This window comes from Pseudovibrio axinellae (genome assembly GCF_900110875.1).
Taxonomy (GTDB): domain Bacteria; phylum Pseudomonadota; class Alphaproteobacteria; order Rhizobiales; family Stappiaceae; genus Pseudovibrio; species Pseudovibrio axinellae.
Window position 1 is genome coordinate 232973 of the sequence record NZ_FOFM01000007.1, and the last position, 15777, is coordinate 248749.

The 15777-nt window shown below is 50.5% G+C and carries 16 protein-coding genes; 8 read left to right on the forward strand and 8 right to left on the reverse strand.

From position 1 onward, the window contains the following. Nucleotides 1-8: 8 nt before the first annotated feature. The 3 genes from BMZ51_RS16335 to hemC form a co-directional block, all read right to left on the reverse strand. Nucleotides 9-1826, reverse strand: coding sequence for a COG4223 family protein (locus BMZ51_RS16335; protein ID WP_068003632.1), 1818 nt, complete (start codon nt 1824-1826; stop codon nt 9-11). Between the two features lie 189 nt (nt 1827-2015). Next, a complete protein-coding gene (locus BMZ51_RS16340) occupies nt 2016-2726 on the reverse strand; it encodes a uroporphyrinogen-III synthase (RefSeq protein ID WP_068003630.1) in 711 nt (236 codons plus the stop codon). Then, on the reverse strand, nt 2726-3649 hold the full coding sequence (hemC, locus tag BMZ51_RS16345) for a hydroxymethylbilane synthase (RefSeq protein WP_068003628.1): 924 nt from the start codon (nt 3647-3649) through the stop codon (nt 2726-2728). Before hemC ends, BMZ51_RS16340 begins: the two co-directional genes overlap by 1 nt. Before the next feature lie 126 nt (nt 3650-3775). Here hemC and tsaD point away from each other — a divergent pair, with 126 nt between their 5' ends. After that, complete coding sequence (gene tsaD, locus BMZ51_RS16350) at nt 3776-4888, forward strand: tRNA (adenosine(37)-N6)-threonylcarbamoyltransferase complex transferase subunit TsaD (protein ID WP_068004181.1); 1113 nt, start codon at nt 3776-3778, stop codon at nt 4886-4888. A gap of 99 nt (nt 4889-4987) precedes the next feature. Here the strand turns inward: tsaD and BMZ51_RS16355 are convergent, their stop codons facing one another. After that, nucleotides 4988-5770: an SDR family oxidoreductase gene (locus tag BMZ51_RS16355; RefSeq protein WP_068003626.1), complete on the reverse strand. Its 783-nt coding sequence runs from the start codon at nt 5768-5770 to the stop codon at nt 4988-4990. Nucleotides 5771-6493: 723 nt separating this feature from the next. Between BMZ51_RS16355 and BMZ51_RS16360 the strand changes: the two genes are divergently transcribed. The 7 genes from BMZ51_RS16360 to BMZ51_RS16395 all read left to right on the forward strand — a co-directional run bounded on the left by BMZ51_RS16360 (nt 6494) and on the right by BMZ51_RS16395 (nt 12415). Continuing rightward, nucleotides 6494-6967, forward strand: a complete 474-nt coding sequence (locus BMZ51_RS16360; protein ID WP_208979529.1) for an NUDIX hydrolase — start codon at nt 6494-6496, stop codon at nt 6965-6967. A 10-nt stretch (nt 6968-6977) separates the two neighbouring features. Next, the gene (locus BMZ51_RS16365; RefSeq protein WP_068003623.1) at nt 6978-7988 is read left to right on the forward strand and encodes an NAD(P)H-dependent glycerol-3-phosphate dehydrogenase; all 1011 of its coding nucleotides are present in this window, start codon (nt 6978-6980) and stop codon (nt 7986-7988) included. An 86-nt stretch (nt 7989-8074) separates the two neighbouring features. Next, nucleotides 8075-8365: a YciI family protein gene (locus BMZ51_RS16370; protein ID WP_068003620.1), complete on the forward strand. Its 291-nt coding sequence runs from the start codon at nt 8075-8077 to the stop codon at nt 8363-8365. A gap of 146 nt (nt 8366-8511) precedes the next feature. Then, the gene (locus BMZ51_RS16375) at nt 8512-8940 is read left to right on the forward strand and encodes an EVE domain-containing protein (RefSeq protein WP_068004177.1); all 429 of its coding nucleotides are present in this window, start codon (nt 8512-8514) and stop codon (nt 8938-8940) included. Between the two features lie 5 nt (nt 8941-8945). Then, nucleotides 8946-9605, forward strand: a complete 660-nt coding sequence (locus tag BMZ51_RS16380; RefSeq protein ID WP_068003618.1) for a class I SAM-dependent methyltransferase — start codon at nt 8946-8948, stop codon at nt 9603-9605. Nucleotides 9606-10218: 613 nt separating this feature from the next. After that, a complete protein-coding gene (locus BMZ51_RS16390; protein ID WP_068003615.1) occupies nt 10219-11391 on the forward strand; it encodes a M20 aminoacylase family protein in 1173 nt (390 codons plus the stop codon). A 73-nt stretch (nt 11392-11464) separates the two neighbouring features. After that, nucleotides 11465-12415 carry a threonine/serine dehydratase gene (locus BMZ51_RS16395; protein ID WP_068003612.1) on the forward strand — a complete coding sequence of 317 codons (951 nt, stop codon included), beginning with the start codon at nt 11465-11467 and terminating at the stop codon, nt 12413-12415. Nucleotides 12416-12461: 46 nt separating this feature from the next. Here BMZ51_RS16395 and BMZ51_RS16400 read toward each other — a convergent pair whose 3' ends face one another. The 4 genes from BMZ51_RS16400 to BMZ51_RS16415 form a co-directional block, all read right to left on the reverse strand. Continuing rightward, entirely contained in the window at nt 12462-13193 is a 732-nt protein-coding gene (locus BMZ51_RS16400) for an amino acid ABC transporter ATP-binding protein (RefSeq protein ID WP_068003610.1), read from the reverse strand. Beyond that, nucleotides 13190-13864, reverse strand: a complete 675-nt coding sequence (locus BMZ51_RS16405) for an amino acid ABC transporter permease (RefSeq protein ID WP_068003608.1) — start codon at nt 13862-13864, stop codon at nt 13190-13192. Before BMZ51_RS16405 ends, BMZ51_RS16400 begins: the two co-directional genes overlap by 4 nt. Before the next feature lie 39 nt (nt 13865-13903). Next, nucleotides 13904-14650, reverse strand: a complete 747-nt coding sequence (locus tag BMZ51_RS16410) for an amino acid ABC transporter substrate-binding protein (protein ID WP_068003605.1) — start codon at nt 14648-14650, stop codon at nt 13904-13906. 364 nt (nt 14651-15014) lie between these two features. After that, complete coding sequence (locus BMZ51_RS16415; RefSeq protein WP_068003595.1) at nt 15015-15707, reverse strand: TenA family protein; 693 nt, start codon at nt 15705-15707, stop codon at nt 15015-15017. Between the last annotated feature and the right edge of the window lie 70 nt (nt 15708-15777).

Below are 15777 nucleotides of genomic sequence, written 5' to 3' on the forward strand. Positions count from 1 at the left end.
TTCCGATACTACTTGTTTTCAGAAACAAGCGACTTCAAAACTTGCGCGGTGATTTTCTTCACCAATTCATCAGCAGCTAAACGAGCTTTCACCTGTACAGCCCACGCTGCACCAGCCTTTTTCATAGGCTCAGGCAACGCATCATAGGCTTTCATTGCACCCGAAAGATCGCCCGCTGCTACGCGGGACTCCATCGTGCCCAACAGTTCGTTGGAGCTGGTGCCCTCGCTATCACTCGGTTTACGAATTGAAACGAGAGACTTGGCACTGGAGAACAAGCGGTCGACAACATCGTCGTTTTCGCTTGTCAGCGAAACTGCACTCATATCGCGAGCAACCTTAGCAAAGCCGGCAATCAACTCAGCCGAAGACGGAATACCGTTAGCCGCACCTGCCTTCAATGAAGCCAGCTCTCGCGCATCACTTGGAAGCACTGTCTCCACAGCGGCCAATTCAGCTTCGTAACTCTCACCAGAATCTACAGCATTGCGAAGAGAAGCGATCGCGATCGCCCGTGCAGCACGTTCCTGCGCACTTGCTGAACCCAGAGCTTTCGCTAAGCCGTCCACGCGATCGTTTAGCAGCTTATTGGCTTCAGCATCTCTTTGAACAAGAACGTCAACCTTGCCTTCCAAAGTTTGCTGCTCAGCCGCGAGCTTCCCAATCTGGGCAGCCGTCTCATCAACCTTGGTGCTCACAAGTGCCAGTTGATCACCAAAATCTTTAAGCTGGACCGGCGCTTCTTTCATGGCCTGAAACTGGTTCTGTAAAACGGCAAGATTGCTTTGTATTGCGCTCAAAACCTGTTCAACATTCTTTTGAGAAGAGGACGACAGCGTCGCAACCTGTTTGGCAAGTTGATCTTGCGTCCTCTTTAAACTTGCAAGTGCCGCACCATCACCGGCCGTACCACTTGCAATAAAGTCATTAAGCTGTTTGATCTCCGCACCCAGCGTCGTAGCTTCCTGTTGCACACGGTTTGTTACACCAGAGATCGCATCCTTGAGCTTTGCGCTGGTTTCTTTCTGAACGACGTCCAGCTGAGTTGTCAGGTTCTGAATAGTCTCTTTTGCAGCATAACTGTCAGCAGCACGATCTTTGAGCGCAGTAATTTCCTGCTGTAGCTGAGAGTATTGCCGCTTAGAGCTTTCCAGCAGCGCTTCAATCTCGCTGGTATTTTGTACAGAACCCGCACTCACCATCTGCAACATACCGACCCGATGAAGGCCCAAACCTGCTCCACCAACAATCAGCGCACCAATAACACCGGCAGCAAGCATCGCACCAAAACCAGCACCTGGCTTAGGTGGACGCGCAGGCTCGTCAGGGGGAGTACCGCTGCCCTTACCAGATGGCGGCGGTGGTGGTGGCGCTCCAGTTCCTTTAGGCCCAGCCTTGTCAGCCTGACCGTTCCCAGAGCCCTTGGCGCTAGCAGCTGTGGTTTTATCAGCTGTGGATTGGCCTGTTGCACTGGTCTGAGCAGCCGTTTTAGTATCAGCAGATGGGCGCGCCGACGCGGCAGCGGTCTTGACGTCAGCTGCAGCCTTTGCATCTGTAGTTGATTGAGCACTAGCTGCGGAAGTTGATTGCCGCTTGCCGGAAGATGGCACAGCACTGGTGCGAGAAGCGGTTGCTTTTCCTGCTGGCTGTTTGGCGGCACGCTTCACTTTTGATGCAGCAGTCTCAGTTTTGGACACATCTTTCGCGGATAAATCAATTGTCACAGGCTTTCGGGACCCGCCAGAAAGCGGAGATTTCCGAGAAGGTGTTCCACCACCCGAGCCTGCTCCGGCGGATGTCCCACCTTTTTTGTCTTCAGCAGCCATCAAAACCTCCTACAACGGCGCGTTTCAAGCGGATTCCAGCCGCGCCAATTTTAATACGTATGCAATCACTAAGAACCTCACCAATAGGCCCAGCAATCAACATAAACACCCTGGAAGCAAGTTGCTATCAGGGAGAATTAGCACCTTGCTAAACAGAGTATGCTCTCACCCAAGGCCAAATCACCACACTCAGCCCTGTAAAGATGTGAGAAGTTCAAACAAACTCTCCTCGCTAGGCGTTTTGGCTACAAGCACCTCGCCAAACGATGCAGCATGTTCTGCAACTCGCTTAGAAACACATAATGCTTTCATAGAGTTAAGAAACACTATGGTTTTTTCAAGATTTGAAACATTGAGAAAAGCTTGAACTGTGCGCGCTGAGTAAAACAACGCACAATCAACCCCCCCGGCCTGGAGCTGATCTCGGGTGATCTGAGAAAGCTTTGCAGCAGCAACCATTTGGTAGGTTTCAACCATTCGGCATGCGACGCCCTGCTGCATTAACCGTCCGGCAAGGTCTCCACTACGATCAACGGCAGCTGGATAAAAGAAGGGACCTTTCAAGTGACTTTCAACAATCAGCTTCGCAAGAGAGTCAACATCTCCATGCGCCCTCATAACCCTATGAAAGCCAGCAAACTCAGCAGCTTTCGCAGTCGCGTCCCCGACACAAAAGACAGGGAGCTGTTGTAGCGAGCTGACCAAATCATTGAAAACAAGCGCTTCAATTGCTTTCGCACTCGTAACTGCAATCGCTTTTGCGTCTCCAGCCACACCACCACAAAGGGAAAGCGGCTGGAAGTGCAGCATCGGCTCAATGACAACCTCGTGTCCCATAGCAACCAGTCGCCGCGCAGTTTTATCGGCTTCCGGTTGAGGACGGGTCACGAGTATTTTCATCAAAGCTCCAGAAAGTTCGGTCCAGATTTCGCTTTAAGCTCTTTTCCAAGCTCACGGCCAAGTTCTTCCGCATCGCTCACCAACCCTTCACCTTCAATAGTGTGGGTCTGGCTTCCGTCCGGCTTGATAACTTCACCACGGAAGCGAATGCGATCGCCCTCAACATGGGAAAGACCAGCAATTGGTGTCCGGCAGGAACCATCCATCTCAGCCAGATAAGCGCGCTCCAACAAAAGGCGGCTCTCGGTCTCTGCATGATGGATCGGCGCAAGAATGCGCGCAGTCTCTTCATCACCAAGACGCGCCTCAATACCAATCGCGCCCTGCCCGACAGCTGGAAGAAAGTGCTCCACATCCATCAACGAGGTCACAAGATCCCCCTGCCCCAAACGACGCAAGCCAGCGTAGGCAAGGAAAGTTGCATCAACCACACCTTCATCTAGTTTGCGCAGGCGAGTCTGCAAATTGCCGCGGTACATCACAACATCCAGATCAGGGCGCAAGCGCTTAATCTGTGCCTGACGACGCAAACTGGAAGATCCAACCACAGCCCCCTGTGGAAGATCCGTGAGTTTTTCCACACTCGGAGAAATAAATGCATCACGCACATCTTCTCGAGGAAGGTAAGCAGTCATGCCCAGGCCATCGGGCAAAACTGTTGGCATATCCTTGGAAGAGTGCACAGCCAGATCAATAGACTTATCCAGCAAAGCTTCCTCAATTTCCTTTGTGAACAAGCCTTTACCGCCTGCTTCGGAAAGAGGCCTATCTTGAATTTGGTCTCCAGTTGTTTTTATAACAACAATCTCGAAGTCATCATCAGTCAGACCGTGTGCCTTCGCGAGACGAGCGCGTGTTTCATGCGCCTGGGCAAGGGCCAGAGCGCTACCACGTGTACCAATTCTTATAGGTTTTGTTTGCAAGGATCACATTCCCAATGCTAGGGGCTCATGTTAAATGAGCGACATAAAATCATAGGCCCGCGAAATCAACTGCCCATTATGGATAGAAGACCGACAAAAACCATGGGCCAAAGGAGACCAGACTTGCTGACCATCCTCGGCATCGAAACGAGTTGTGACGAAACTGCCGCCGCTGTCCTTGAGATTGATCAAGATGGCAACTGCGAAATTTTGTCCAACGTGGTGCATTCACAAATCGATGAACACACACCCTTCGGCGGTGTTGTACCAGAGATTGCAGCGCGCGCCCATATTCAGTTGCTAGATGGGATCGTAGAACAAGCGATGAAGTCAGCAAATATGAGTTGGTCCAACCTTTCAGCGGTTGCAGCAACTGCTGGCCCCGGCCTTATCGGCGGCGTAATTGTTGGCTTGATGACCGCGAAATCTATTTCCATGGCTATCAATAAGCCATTGATTGCAGTGAATCATTTGGAAGGCCACGCTCTCACCGCTCGTATGACGGATCAGGTTGAATTCCCATTCCTGCTGCTCCTCGTCTCAGGTGGTCACACCCAGTATCTCCTCGTAAAAGCTCTTGGGGAATACGAAAGATTGGGCACAACCATTGATGACGCGATTGGTGAAGCGTTTGACAAAACAGCCAAACTGCTCGGCCTGCCTTATCCCGGTGGTCCGGCTGTAGAAAAAGCTGCAAAACTTGGTGATCCAACCCAATTCAAGCTGCCACGCCCACTTCTTGATCGCCCCGGTCTGGACATGTCATTTGCTGGGTTAAAGACAGCGGTCCGCACAGCAGCGCTGAAAGAAGAGCCGGTGAGTGAGCAGGTCGTCAACAATCTGTGCGCCTCGTTCCAGGAAGCTGTTGCAGATGTCGTTGGACAGCGCAGCGCCAGGGCCTTTGATCTTTTCAAGGAACGTTATCCCGGCACCCCTCCAAAGATGGTTATTGCGGGCGGCGTTGCAGCCAATGAGGCAATTCGGACCCGCCTCACCGCAGTCGCAGCCGAACATGATGCGGAGCTGATCGCGCCGCCACACAAACTATGTACCGACAACGCAGCTATGATTGCGTGGGCAGGTGCAGAACGCTTGAAGAAACTAGCAGCAGAAAACCCGGAAATTCTGGAGAAAAGCGGCAAGGGAGACGACATGCATGTGTCCCCTCGCCCCCGCTGGCCACTGGACAAAATCTCCGAAAGCGTCGTTGGCTTTGGCAAAAAAGGCGCGAAGGTTTAATCAACCCAGCCTTCCTGAAACCGAGGCATGTTGCAAGCTGCAAAGCCGCAGGTAAAAGCAGTTCTGCTGTTTCCCTGCAACCGCGAACAGCTTCAACTGTTACCGTTTGGCGCTGGCTGCTGATCCCGCCAGAAGTCCTCCATCAATAGTCAGCTCAGCCCCAGTCATATAAGTAGCCTCATCTGAGGCAAGCAACACGGCCAGCGCGGCAATCTCTTCAGGCTGCCCAAATCGTTTCATCGGGGTATCCGCAACCAACGCTGCTATCCGCTCTTTTCTGTCCGGCCCATCACCAAACATTGGCTCCCAAATCGGGGTCATAATCGCGGCAGGTTGGATTGAGTTGCAACGAATATTCCACCCCTGTTCAGCACAGTACAGAGCGACTGTTTTCGTATGATTACGCACAGCTGCCTTCGAGGATGCATAAGCAGCAGCAGCAGGGATGCCCACCATTCCGGACCGTGACGAAATATTGATAATAGACCCGACTTGTTTCACACGCATTGCGCCAATTGCGTAGCGACAACCAAGAAACACACCATCAAGGTTCACAGCATGAACCGCCCGCCAGTCAGAAAGCGCAGCTTTTTCAGGATCATGCGCACGCATCTCACCTTCAAAACCTGTAATACCTGCATTATTCACGAGCACGTCGAGCTCTAAAACCTCTCTGGCAATCGCCTGCCAGTCAGCCTCACTAGATACATCAAGCTGAAAAAATGGCATGTCAAGTGCACGGGCTGTTTCACGACCTGCTGCAACATCAATATCGGTGAGAATAACGTTTGCGCCTTCAGCTACAAACATACGGGAGATTGCCTCTCCAATGCCGCGCGCAGCACCGGTCACAAGGCAAGTTTTGCCTGATAATCTGGGCATAAAAATCCTTAAGGTGAAATGAAGAAATTATCGGTTCAGGAACCCGAATTACCGGTCACGCCTATCCATGTTCCTACCTTCCTCTATTAAGTTGTTTAAGCTAGGCTATTCCAGGGCCAGAAGCAATTTCAGATTTTGCACATTAAAATAACTTATCCCCCCGGCCAACCACTGCCCTATTCTAAATCCTGTGCTCACGTATTCGGGCAGCTGATGGACCGCCCATCAGTGCGGCGTGGGCTGGGCGGGGCTACCGGGTGAAGTAACGCATCATCCGGCGGGTTCGTTGAAACACCCCTTGAAAGTCTTTAGTGCAGGGACCAAGCGGAAGCTGGTCACCCGAAGGGCGTCTACACTGGCAGGCGTTTAGCTATCATCGACTATCGCATTTTCCTCTGGCAAGTGTGTGCATCGTTGACAGTGCCTGCTCCCAGTGCCTTTCGGAGGAGACCTTGTTTCATACAAAAACGCCCGGGCAAGGCGAGCAGCCAATGCCGAAGAAACTAATTTACTCACAATGCGCAGGCACTGCCTGCTCGCCTTGCTCACACCCGAACTTTCGGGGCATTCAGTTCCACACTGCAGGTAAAGCCATGCGGTGCTAAAGCGCGTGTCATGCCGCTATTTATGTGCAAACTGCTATAATGCCTTGCTTGCAACAAACTCCTGCAAATAACATCTGCCAAATTCAAACAACATTGATTTGATTGATTCATGGTGGAAATGACATTGCAGCCTCGGCACAAAGCCTACGTTTATATGACCTGCGGCACACATCTTCTCGTTTTTGACGAACCGGAAACCGACATCGCAGGCACATTGCAGGTGCCAGGTGGAACACTGGATCCGGGCGAAAGCTATCTGCAAGCTGCCAAACGCGAGTTTGAAGAAGAAACCGGCCTCAGTGTTTCCGGCGCTCTTGAACAGTTCATAGGCCATGATTTCCTATATGACGATGCTCTCACTTCAGGTCCGGAGCTACACCGCCGCAAATTTTTTCATCTCAAAATTCAGAAAAAAGCAAAGCAGACTTGGGATCATTACGAAATGAGCCCAAATGACGGTGGAGATCCTATCCTGTTTCGCTTCTTCTGGGTTGATTTGGCAGATAACGAAACTAAGTCCAAGCTAACAATGCATGGCGGGTTCGATCTCCCATTGCAAATGCTTTGCGAACGACTGAACATCACGCAATAAGGAAAATAATATGGTCACTGCTCTAAACAAGATTGCTGTACTGGGCGGAGGATCCTGGGGAACCGCACTGGCGCTGGCAGCAGCAAGAGCTGGCCGTGAGGTGATGATCTGGGCGCGTGATGCAGAGACCATCAACGCCATAAATACATCCAAGACCAACCCAAAGTATTTGCCTGGAATCGAGTGGACCGAGCAAATTTCTGCCACGTCTTCTTTAGAGCTGGCAGTCAGCAGCGCAGATGCAATCCTGCTCGTCACACCAGCGCAAACGACCCGTGTGATGATGGAGGAAATCAAAACCTTCCTCCCTGCAAATACGCCCGTTGTTCTCTGCGCCAAGGGTATTGAGCAATCAACTGGCAGCTTGCTTTCAGAGGTCATCAAGTCAGTAACAAACAACGCTACTCCGGCAGCACTTTCCGGTCCAAGTTTCGGGCATGATGTTGCCAAAGGGTTGCCAACAGCGGTCACCATCGCCGCTGAGGACGGTGCTGTTGCGGACCAGCTTTCTTTCGCCCTCGCTTCCGAGAGCTTTCGACCATATGCAACCGACGACTTAACAGGCGTCCAGATCGGTGGGGCACTTAAGAACGTTCTTGCAATCGCATGTGGTGCAGCAATCGGCTACGGCCTTGGCGCCAGCGCACAGGCAGCCCTGACCGCTCGCGGTTTTGCAGAGCTAACCCGCCTCGGCATGGCGATGAATGCAAGGAGTGAAACGCTCACTGGTTTGTCCGGCCTGGGCGATCTGGTGCTCTGCTGCTCATCCACCCAATCACGCAATTTCGCATTCGGTCTCAAGATCGGTCAGGGCAGAACACCCGAAGAACTCCTCGCACCAGGCCAGAAGCTTGCAGAAGGCGCACACTCTGCCAGCATCGCTGTGACTCTGGCTGCAGAACACAGCGTTGACATGCCGATTGCCGAGGCGGTTTCACAAATCCTGACAGGTAAAATCGACGTCGCACAGGCCTTGAGCGGCTTAATGACTCGCCCCCTGAAACGAGAGAACCACCCCTAGTAGAAACCCTTTAAAGTAATAACTGCCTGATTATCTATCAAAAAATCAAATGGTTAGGCTAAAAACCTGCGACTGGAGTATCCAACATGCTGTACGCACTCATCTGCACTGATAAGGCTCATTCTGAAGGCATTCGGCAAGAGAACCGGCAGAGCCACCTCGAATTTCTAAACGGCCTTGGTACTCGTTTGAAGGCAGCTGGACCTTTTATGTCTGATGACCTGGTATCCCCCACAGGTTCGCTGGTCTTGGTTGAGGCTGCAAACAGGGAGGAAGCAATGGCTGTCGCAAATGAAGACCCTTATGCACTTGCCGGCCTCTTTGAATCTGTTGAAATCCGACCTTGGAACTGGGTACTTAAGAACCCGGAAGCCTAAATTTGCTGTAAGTATTACAACATAGCAATCAGGGAGCACCCGTCTCACGCTGCAAACAGGTGCTCTTTTTAAAAGTATTCCCGAAAAGTGCGTCCGGCTTTCGAGTAGGAATGCGCGTGAAACAAACTGCTTTAAAGGAGGCAAAGTTGCAATACTGGCTGTTCAAATCCGAACCTAACAAGTGGTCTTGGGACCAGCAAAAAGCCAAGGGCGAACAAGGCGAAGAGTGGGACGGCGTACGCAACTATCAAGCCCGTAACTTCATGCGCGACATGAAAATTGGCGATCTTGGTTTCTTTTACCACTCCAACATCGGCAAGGAAGTTGTCGGTATCGTAGAAGTCTGCGCCCTCGCCCACTCAGATTCCACAACCGATGACCCACGTTGGGAATGTGTAGATATTAAAGCTGTTAAAGGCCTGCCGCAGACAGTTACTCTGGCACAGGTGAAAGCTGAAGAGCGCCTGCAAGACATGGCACTTGTAACTAGCATGCGTTTGTCAGTGCAGCCAGTAAAGCCGGAAGAATGGGCCATCGTGCTGGAAATGGCCGGCATGGATCCATCGCAGGTCTAGCCACGATGCAACTAACGGATCGGCGCAAGTTTATACTGGAACAAACTCGTATTCACCCTGTTCCACATGCGCCATCTATTTCTCTTCATTTAGCTGATGAAGACGTCGACCTGTGGCACATGGGCGAAGATGAGCTGGAAGCACTGGGGCTTCCCTCCCCGTTCTGGGCCTTTGCCTGGGCCGGAGGACAAGCCCTAGCCCGCTATATCCTCGACAATCCAGAGGTCGTTGCAGGTAAGCACATATTGGACTTTGCTAGCGGTTCTGGCCTCGTCGCCATCGCGGCGATAAAAGCAGGCGCCAGGTCTGCTGTCGCAGCAGATATCGACCCGTTCGCTGCAGACGCAGCGCTTATCAACGCAACACTAAACTCAGTTACAATCAAAAGCACAACAGAAGACCTGCTTAACAAGCCTCCATCCCAATACGATCTGATTTGTTGTGGTGATGTGTTTTATGATCCGGACATGACCAAAAGGGTTCTTAACTGGCTGCATAGCAGCGACCGATCGAAACCAACTCACATATTGGTCGGAGACCCGCAACGCTCCTATTTTCCAGCCTCGCAGCTCACACACCTGCAAACCTACGAAATCCCGGTTCAGCGAGAACTAGAGGACAACGAGACAAAGAAGACATCAGTCTTTACTTTTTTGCCTCAATAAAGACAGCGCTCACTGGTTAGGACTACTCATTTGCTCAAAAAACAAAGCAAGCGATTCCACATTTGCTCCGCTTTGATAGTGCGAAGTTAACGCGCACTCCACAACCAACGTGCGCTTTTCAACCTGCAGCGAGAAGTCACTGGTTAAAGGCCACAGGCTCCAGCTGTCGCGCAATGAATTGTAACGCAATGATGTGCCGAAGAGGCCTCCATTCACGAGGAGGTTGACTGACACGTTGCGGCGAAAATCAAAAGGCCCTGTTTCATACTCGGATTTGGCTGATAACCAACTAACGTACCGATTGGCTTTATTAAGAAACATCCAGTGCTGCTTTTCATCTGTGTTATTGCGAAAAACACTCCGATAAATCGTCATATCGCCTCACCATTTTATCGTTTAAACACATGCAATATGTGAACAGACGTCAGCGATTCCATGATGTGATTGAGGTGACGCCTAGGTAGTTAATGCGTCATCGCTCTGGTATGTTTAATTGTTCTCAACTAACGACAATCCAGCTAATTTACCCTTGCAATAGATCTCAGCACCAGTTCAAAGTAGGATGCATTTTCTGAACTCAATAAGAATCCGAAGTTTTTGAGGGAGCCCTCCTATGCCAACCATTAATCGCCTTGCAGAAATGCACGATGAAATCACCGCTTGGCGCCGTGATATTCATGAACATCCCGAAGTTCTTTACGAAACTCACCGCACATCCGCAAAAGTTGCCAAGATCCTGCAAGAGATTGGCGTTGATGAAGTAGCAACTGGTATCGGCCACACAGGTGTCGTTGGCGTTATCAAAGGACGCAATGGCGGCGCTGGCAAATCTATTGCCCTTCGCGCTGACATGGACGCTCTTCCGATGTCAGAAGAGACTGGCAAAGAATACGCATCCCAACACGAAGGCGCGATGCACGCCTGTGGCCACGATGGTCACACAGCTATGCTGCTGGGCACCGCAAAGTACCTCGCTGAAACCCGCAACTTTGATGGCACGGTGATTCTTGTATTCCAGCCAGCTGAAGAAGGCGGCGCAGGCGCAAAAGCGATGATGGACGACGGTCTCTTCACACGCTGGCAGGTGGACGAAATTTACGGCCTGCATAACTTGCCAGGAACCCCGATCGACCAATTCGAAACCCGCTCTGGCGCCTTGATGGCCTCAACAGACGAGTTTACGATCACTATCAAAGGCGTCGGCGGACACGCTGCATACCCGCATAAGACAATCGACCCGGTCGTTGTTGGATCTCAGGTCGTATCTGCGTTGCAGTCCATCACCTCACGAAATGTCGGTCCATTGGAATCCTCTGTGGTTTCAGTCACCTTCTTCAATGCCGGCACCGCTTACAACATCATTCCAGACTCAGCAAAGCTGGGCGGTACAATCCGCACACTCAATCAGGATGTCCGCACACAGGTCGCTGAGCGCGTAAGGCAAGTCGTTGATGGCGTTTGTGCTGCACATGGTGCTGGTGTGGACTTTGATTTCAAGGATGGATACCCAACCACCACAAACCACCCAGACCAAACCAAATTTGCGACCAAAATCGCGGCAGAAATTGCTGGTAGCGTCGAAAAAGTTGATTCAAATGCTGAACCAACCATGGGCGGTGAAGACTTCGCGTATTATCTGGAAGAAAAGCCGGGAGCCTTCATGTTTATGGGCAACGGTGACTCTGCAGGGTTGCATCATCCGAAGTACGACTTCAACGATGAGGCTATTCCTTATGGATGTTCCTATTTCATCAAACTCATAGAAACCGCAATGCCTGCTGCTTAATTTACAGTTAGCATTCTAAAGAAGCCTCGGTTTTGCCGAGGCTTCTCTTTATTCAAAATATCAGGCCATTACAGTGTACATATCCAAACAAGAAATTGAAAACGCGCATCAACGCATTCAAAAATACATTCGTAAAACACCTTCAATTATCAGTGGCTTCGGAACGTTCGGCCTGAAACGCTCCATTTCACTAAAGCTAGAGCACCTCCAGCACTCTGGTTCATTCAAAGCACGCGGTGCATTCAACTCATTGTTAAACTGCACAGTGCCCAAAGCCGGCGTTGCAGCCGCTTCCGGAGGAAACCACGGTGCAGCGGTAGCATGTGCTGCACATGCGCTCGGCATAAAAGCCAAGATCTTTGTTCCCGAAATCTCAAACCCTGCAAAAATCGATAAGATCCGTAGCTTTGGGGCAGATGTGCATATTGAAGGAGCGGCCTATGCAGACGCCGCTGCCATATGCACAAAATTTCAGCAGCAAACTGGCGCAATTGATATCCACCCGTACGACGCAGTGAATACAATCAACGGTCAGGGTACCGTTGCACTGGAATGGGCTGAACAAAACCCTGATATGGACACAATCCTAGTAGCAGTCGGCGGTGGCGGCCTCGCAGCTGGTGTTGCAAGTTTTTACGCAGGTACTTCAACCAGAGTGATTGCAATTGAACCATACGGCTCCTGCTCCATGCACGCGGCACTAAAAGCTGGCAGACCAGTCGATGTGGAATTGAACAGTGTTGCAGCGAATGCGTTGGGGGCAAAATGCTGTGGCACCCGCCCCTTCGAGATTGCAAGCAAACACATTGCAAAGTCTGTTCTTGTTGAAGACGAAGCTATTCTGGCCGCACAGCGGCGCTTATGGAGGGAAATGCAGCTCGTTGTAGAGCCGGGCGGCGCAACAGCGTTAGCTGCGCTGATTTCAGGTGCTTATAAGCCAGAGGATGGAGAACGTATCGGTGTTCTTCTTTGTGGCGGCAACGCCGAGCTAATTCAGGTCAACAACACATTGTCTGGCCGATAACAAAAAAGAGCAGCACTCTGATTGATAATGCTGCTCTCAAAACACTCTACAAGATCTTGCGTAAAAAACTGCGGGTTCTTGGATCTTCTGGATTTGTGAAGATCTTTTCGGGAGGGCCTTGTTCAACAATACGCCCGCCTTCCATAAACAGAACACGATCTGCAATTTCTTTCGCAAACGCCATTTCGTGTGTCACAATCAACATGGTTTGATGTGCCTGCGCAACGCGTGTCAGCAGCTGCAGCACCTCATCAACCCACTCAGGATCAAGAGCAGAAGTCGGCTCATCAACAAGCATCAGCTCTGCATCGCTCGCCATCGCACGGCCGATGCCCACACGTTGCTGCTGTCCGCCAGAAAGGGAGGCAGGATACGCATCAGCCTTATCTGCCAGGCCAATATCTTGCAGGATATGATCAGCACGCTCTAACGCACGTTCTTTTGCGACTCCGCGCACGGTAATCAGACCTTCGGCGATATTATCACGCGCAGTCTTGTTGGCGAATAACGCGTAATTTTGGAATATAAACGCTGTCCTCAGGCGCATCTCTTTAATCTGAGCAGCTTTTGCCTTTTGAACGTCGATCATTTTTCCATCAAGGATGTACTCACCCTTTTCTGGCGTTTCCAGGAAGTTGAGACAACGCAACAATGTAGACTTTCCCGTCCCTGAAGGGCCGATAATAGCTATGCGTTCGCCTTTTTTGATATCAAGGTCGATTCCATTGAGCACAGGAACACCATTATAGATCTTTGTGAGCCCGCGGATCTGGATCATCTGGAAACAGCCTTTGATAGTCGGTTTTCAATTTGGGACTGAACGAAAGCAAGGCTTTCAACAACAAGCCAGTAGAGTACAGCAACGACGATAAACGTCTCAAAGTAAAGGAAACTTCCCGCAGCCTCTTTTTGGGCAGCCCCCATCAGCTCAGTAACACCAAGTGTAAAGGCCAGGCTGGTGCTCTTGATGAGATCAATAAAGTAGTTGATCAAAGTCGGCGCGGCCACACGTGCAGCCTGCGGAAGAATGATCCGGCGCATCATCTGCCCGGTGCTCATTCCGATGGACTTGGAGGCCTCCCACTGGCTGCGGTCGACGCCCAGAATTGCAGCACGAATACTCTCGGCCATGTAGGCAGAAAAGTGCAGTGTTAATCCGATAATAGCAGCCGAAATACCGTCAATCAGTGTTAGGGACGGAAACAGCTGCGGTAAGCCGTAGTAGAACAGAAACAGCTGAACGAGCAGCGGCGTACCGCGAAAGAAGCTGATGAAGAGCCGCGTGACCCAATCCAAAACCGGAAAACGGACCACGCGGATAATCGCAAACAACGATGCAAGTATAAGCGCCAGGACCATAGACACACTTGCCATACCCAAAGTGAGGGGTAGGTATTTTAAGAGGACCGGCAAAAGGCCGAGCATATAATCCAGATCTAAGGCGCGCATAATCAGGTCTTATTATTGTTAGTTTGGAAAACAGAGCAGTTAGTCAGCTTTGGTAATATCTGCGCCAAACCACTTTTCAGAAATCTCGGCAAGTTTGCCAGATTGTTTAAGTTCGGTGATAGCAACATCTACCTTAGCAGCCAAAGCTTTACCATCTTCATCACTGCGGAATGGCAATGCATTGCGAATTTCAGAGAACGGTGAGCCAGCCAGAGCCAGTGGCAGCGGAGTTTCTTTGATCACCTGAGACGCACTCACACGGTCCATCACAAAAGCATCTACGCGTCCGAGAGCTGTTTCCTGCTCAAGATTGCTATCATAGGTCTTTATTTGGATCTCGTCAGCATAAGGCAGCTCACGCAGAAGCGCTTCAAAGTTAGAACCAAGGTTCACAGCAACGCTCTTGCCTTTCAGGTCTTCAACGCCTGAAATTTCTGCATTACCTGCTTTTACAACAACCTGTGCACCATCATAAACATACGGCTGAGAGAAGGTGAATTTCTGCTCACGCTCAGGAGTAATGGTGATCTGGTTTGCAACAGTATCGATGCGGCCTGCTTCAAGCGCGCCGATCAAACCAGAAAAGCTCATGGTGACAAATTCAACGTCGTCACCTGTCTGCTCAACAATCGCGCGAGCAACGTCAACTTCAAAGCCCTGCAGGACATCCTGCTTGACAAAAGTGAATGGGAAATACCCACCAGACATACCCACACGGATTGTTTCAGCCTGTGCAGGAACAGCCACGAGAAGGGCAAGGGCAGCAACAGTAGAACGAGAGAACATATCTATTCCTTAGTCATATTTTGTTGAGCCTGTTCTAGCAGATAGAGGAAAATTTTCTACAATTTCGCACAACAAACAGCCAACTAAATCAAATAAACTACCAATAGTTGATATTAATAGAACAAAGTTCCAACCGGCCCGTTGTTTTTAAAAAATGCATCCCGCATCTGATGAATCCTTAAAATCTAATTTGACAAAATCCTACTGATTTCTGCAATTTTCGAGATAAATCACGAAGATGTTACAAGCAAAAGGCGCAATTAACGCCGTATCTGGGCAAAACGTATAGGTCAGGCGACACGGCACGAAAAAAAATGCTCCACGCAAGATAGGGAGCATTTTCTATCAGAACTAAGGGTTGGGATCAGCTCACCATATCGAAGAATTCAGCTTCAAGTTCACACATATGGGTGAAACTCTCTGAGATTTCGCTTTGGCGCTTCTCACGTTCCTCTTCGCCAATAGTATTCACTTCCTGCTTGACCCAATCGATAAACGCACCGAGTTCATCTGTTGAGAGAACCCCGAGCAATTCAGCAAGGTAAGCCCGTTCTGGTCGCGGCTTCAAGGCTTCGCGCATGCCCCATTCGCGATAGATCCACTCAGAAGCAAGCAGCGTTGCCATGCCATCAACATAGTGCCCTTTACCTGCGGTGGAGAGCAAAGTCGCACCAATTGCACGGGTCACAGTGTTTGGTTTCGTATTCAAATACACTTCAGGTTCTACACCCAGTTCTTTGAATGTTCGCACAAAGTAATCGAGTTCCTCGCAAGTCACATGGCTGGCAAAGTCTGCAAGCCGCGCCTTTGCAGCCATTGTTGGGGCTTTGGCGATTAGGAAGCCAAGAGCTGAGGCCAGGTCTTGAATATAATGATAGTCCTCAAGCATATACCGGGTAAACACCTCAGTACTTACCGTGTCATTGCCAACTGCACTGGTGAAAGGGTGTTCAATGGCCCTACTCCATAAAGGCCCTGCAGATTTTACCAGCCAATCAGTAAAAGTCTCATCGCGATGAGCAGCCTTATAATTGGCATAACTTGCAGTTTTCAGCATTCTCAAGTGCCTCCCAACACAGTGTCCAAGAATTGACGTCGTTCAAACAATGCCACTCAGAGAAAGCCGA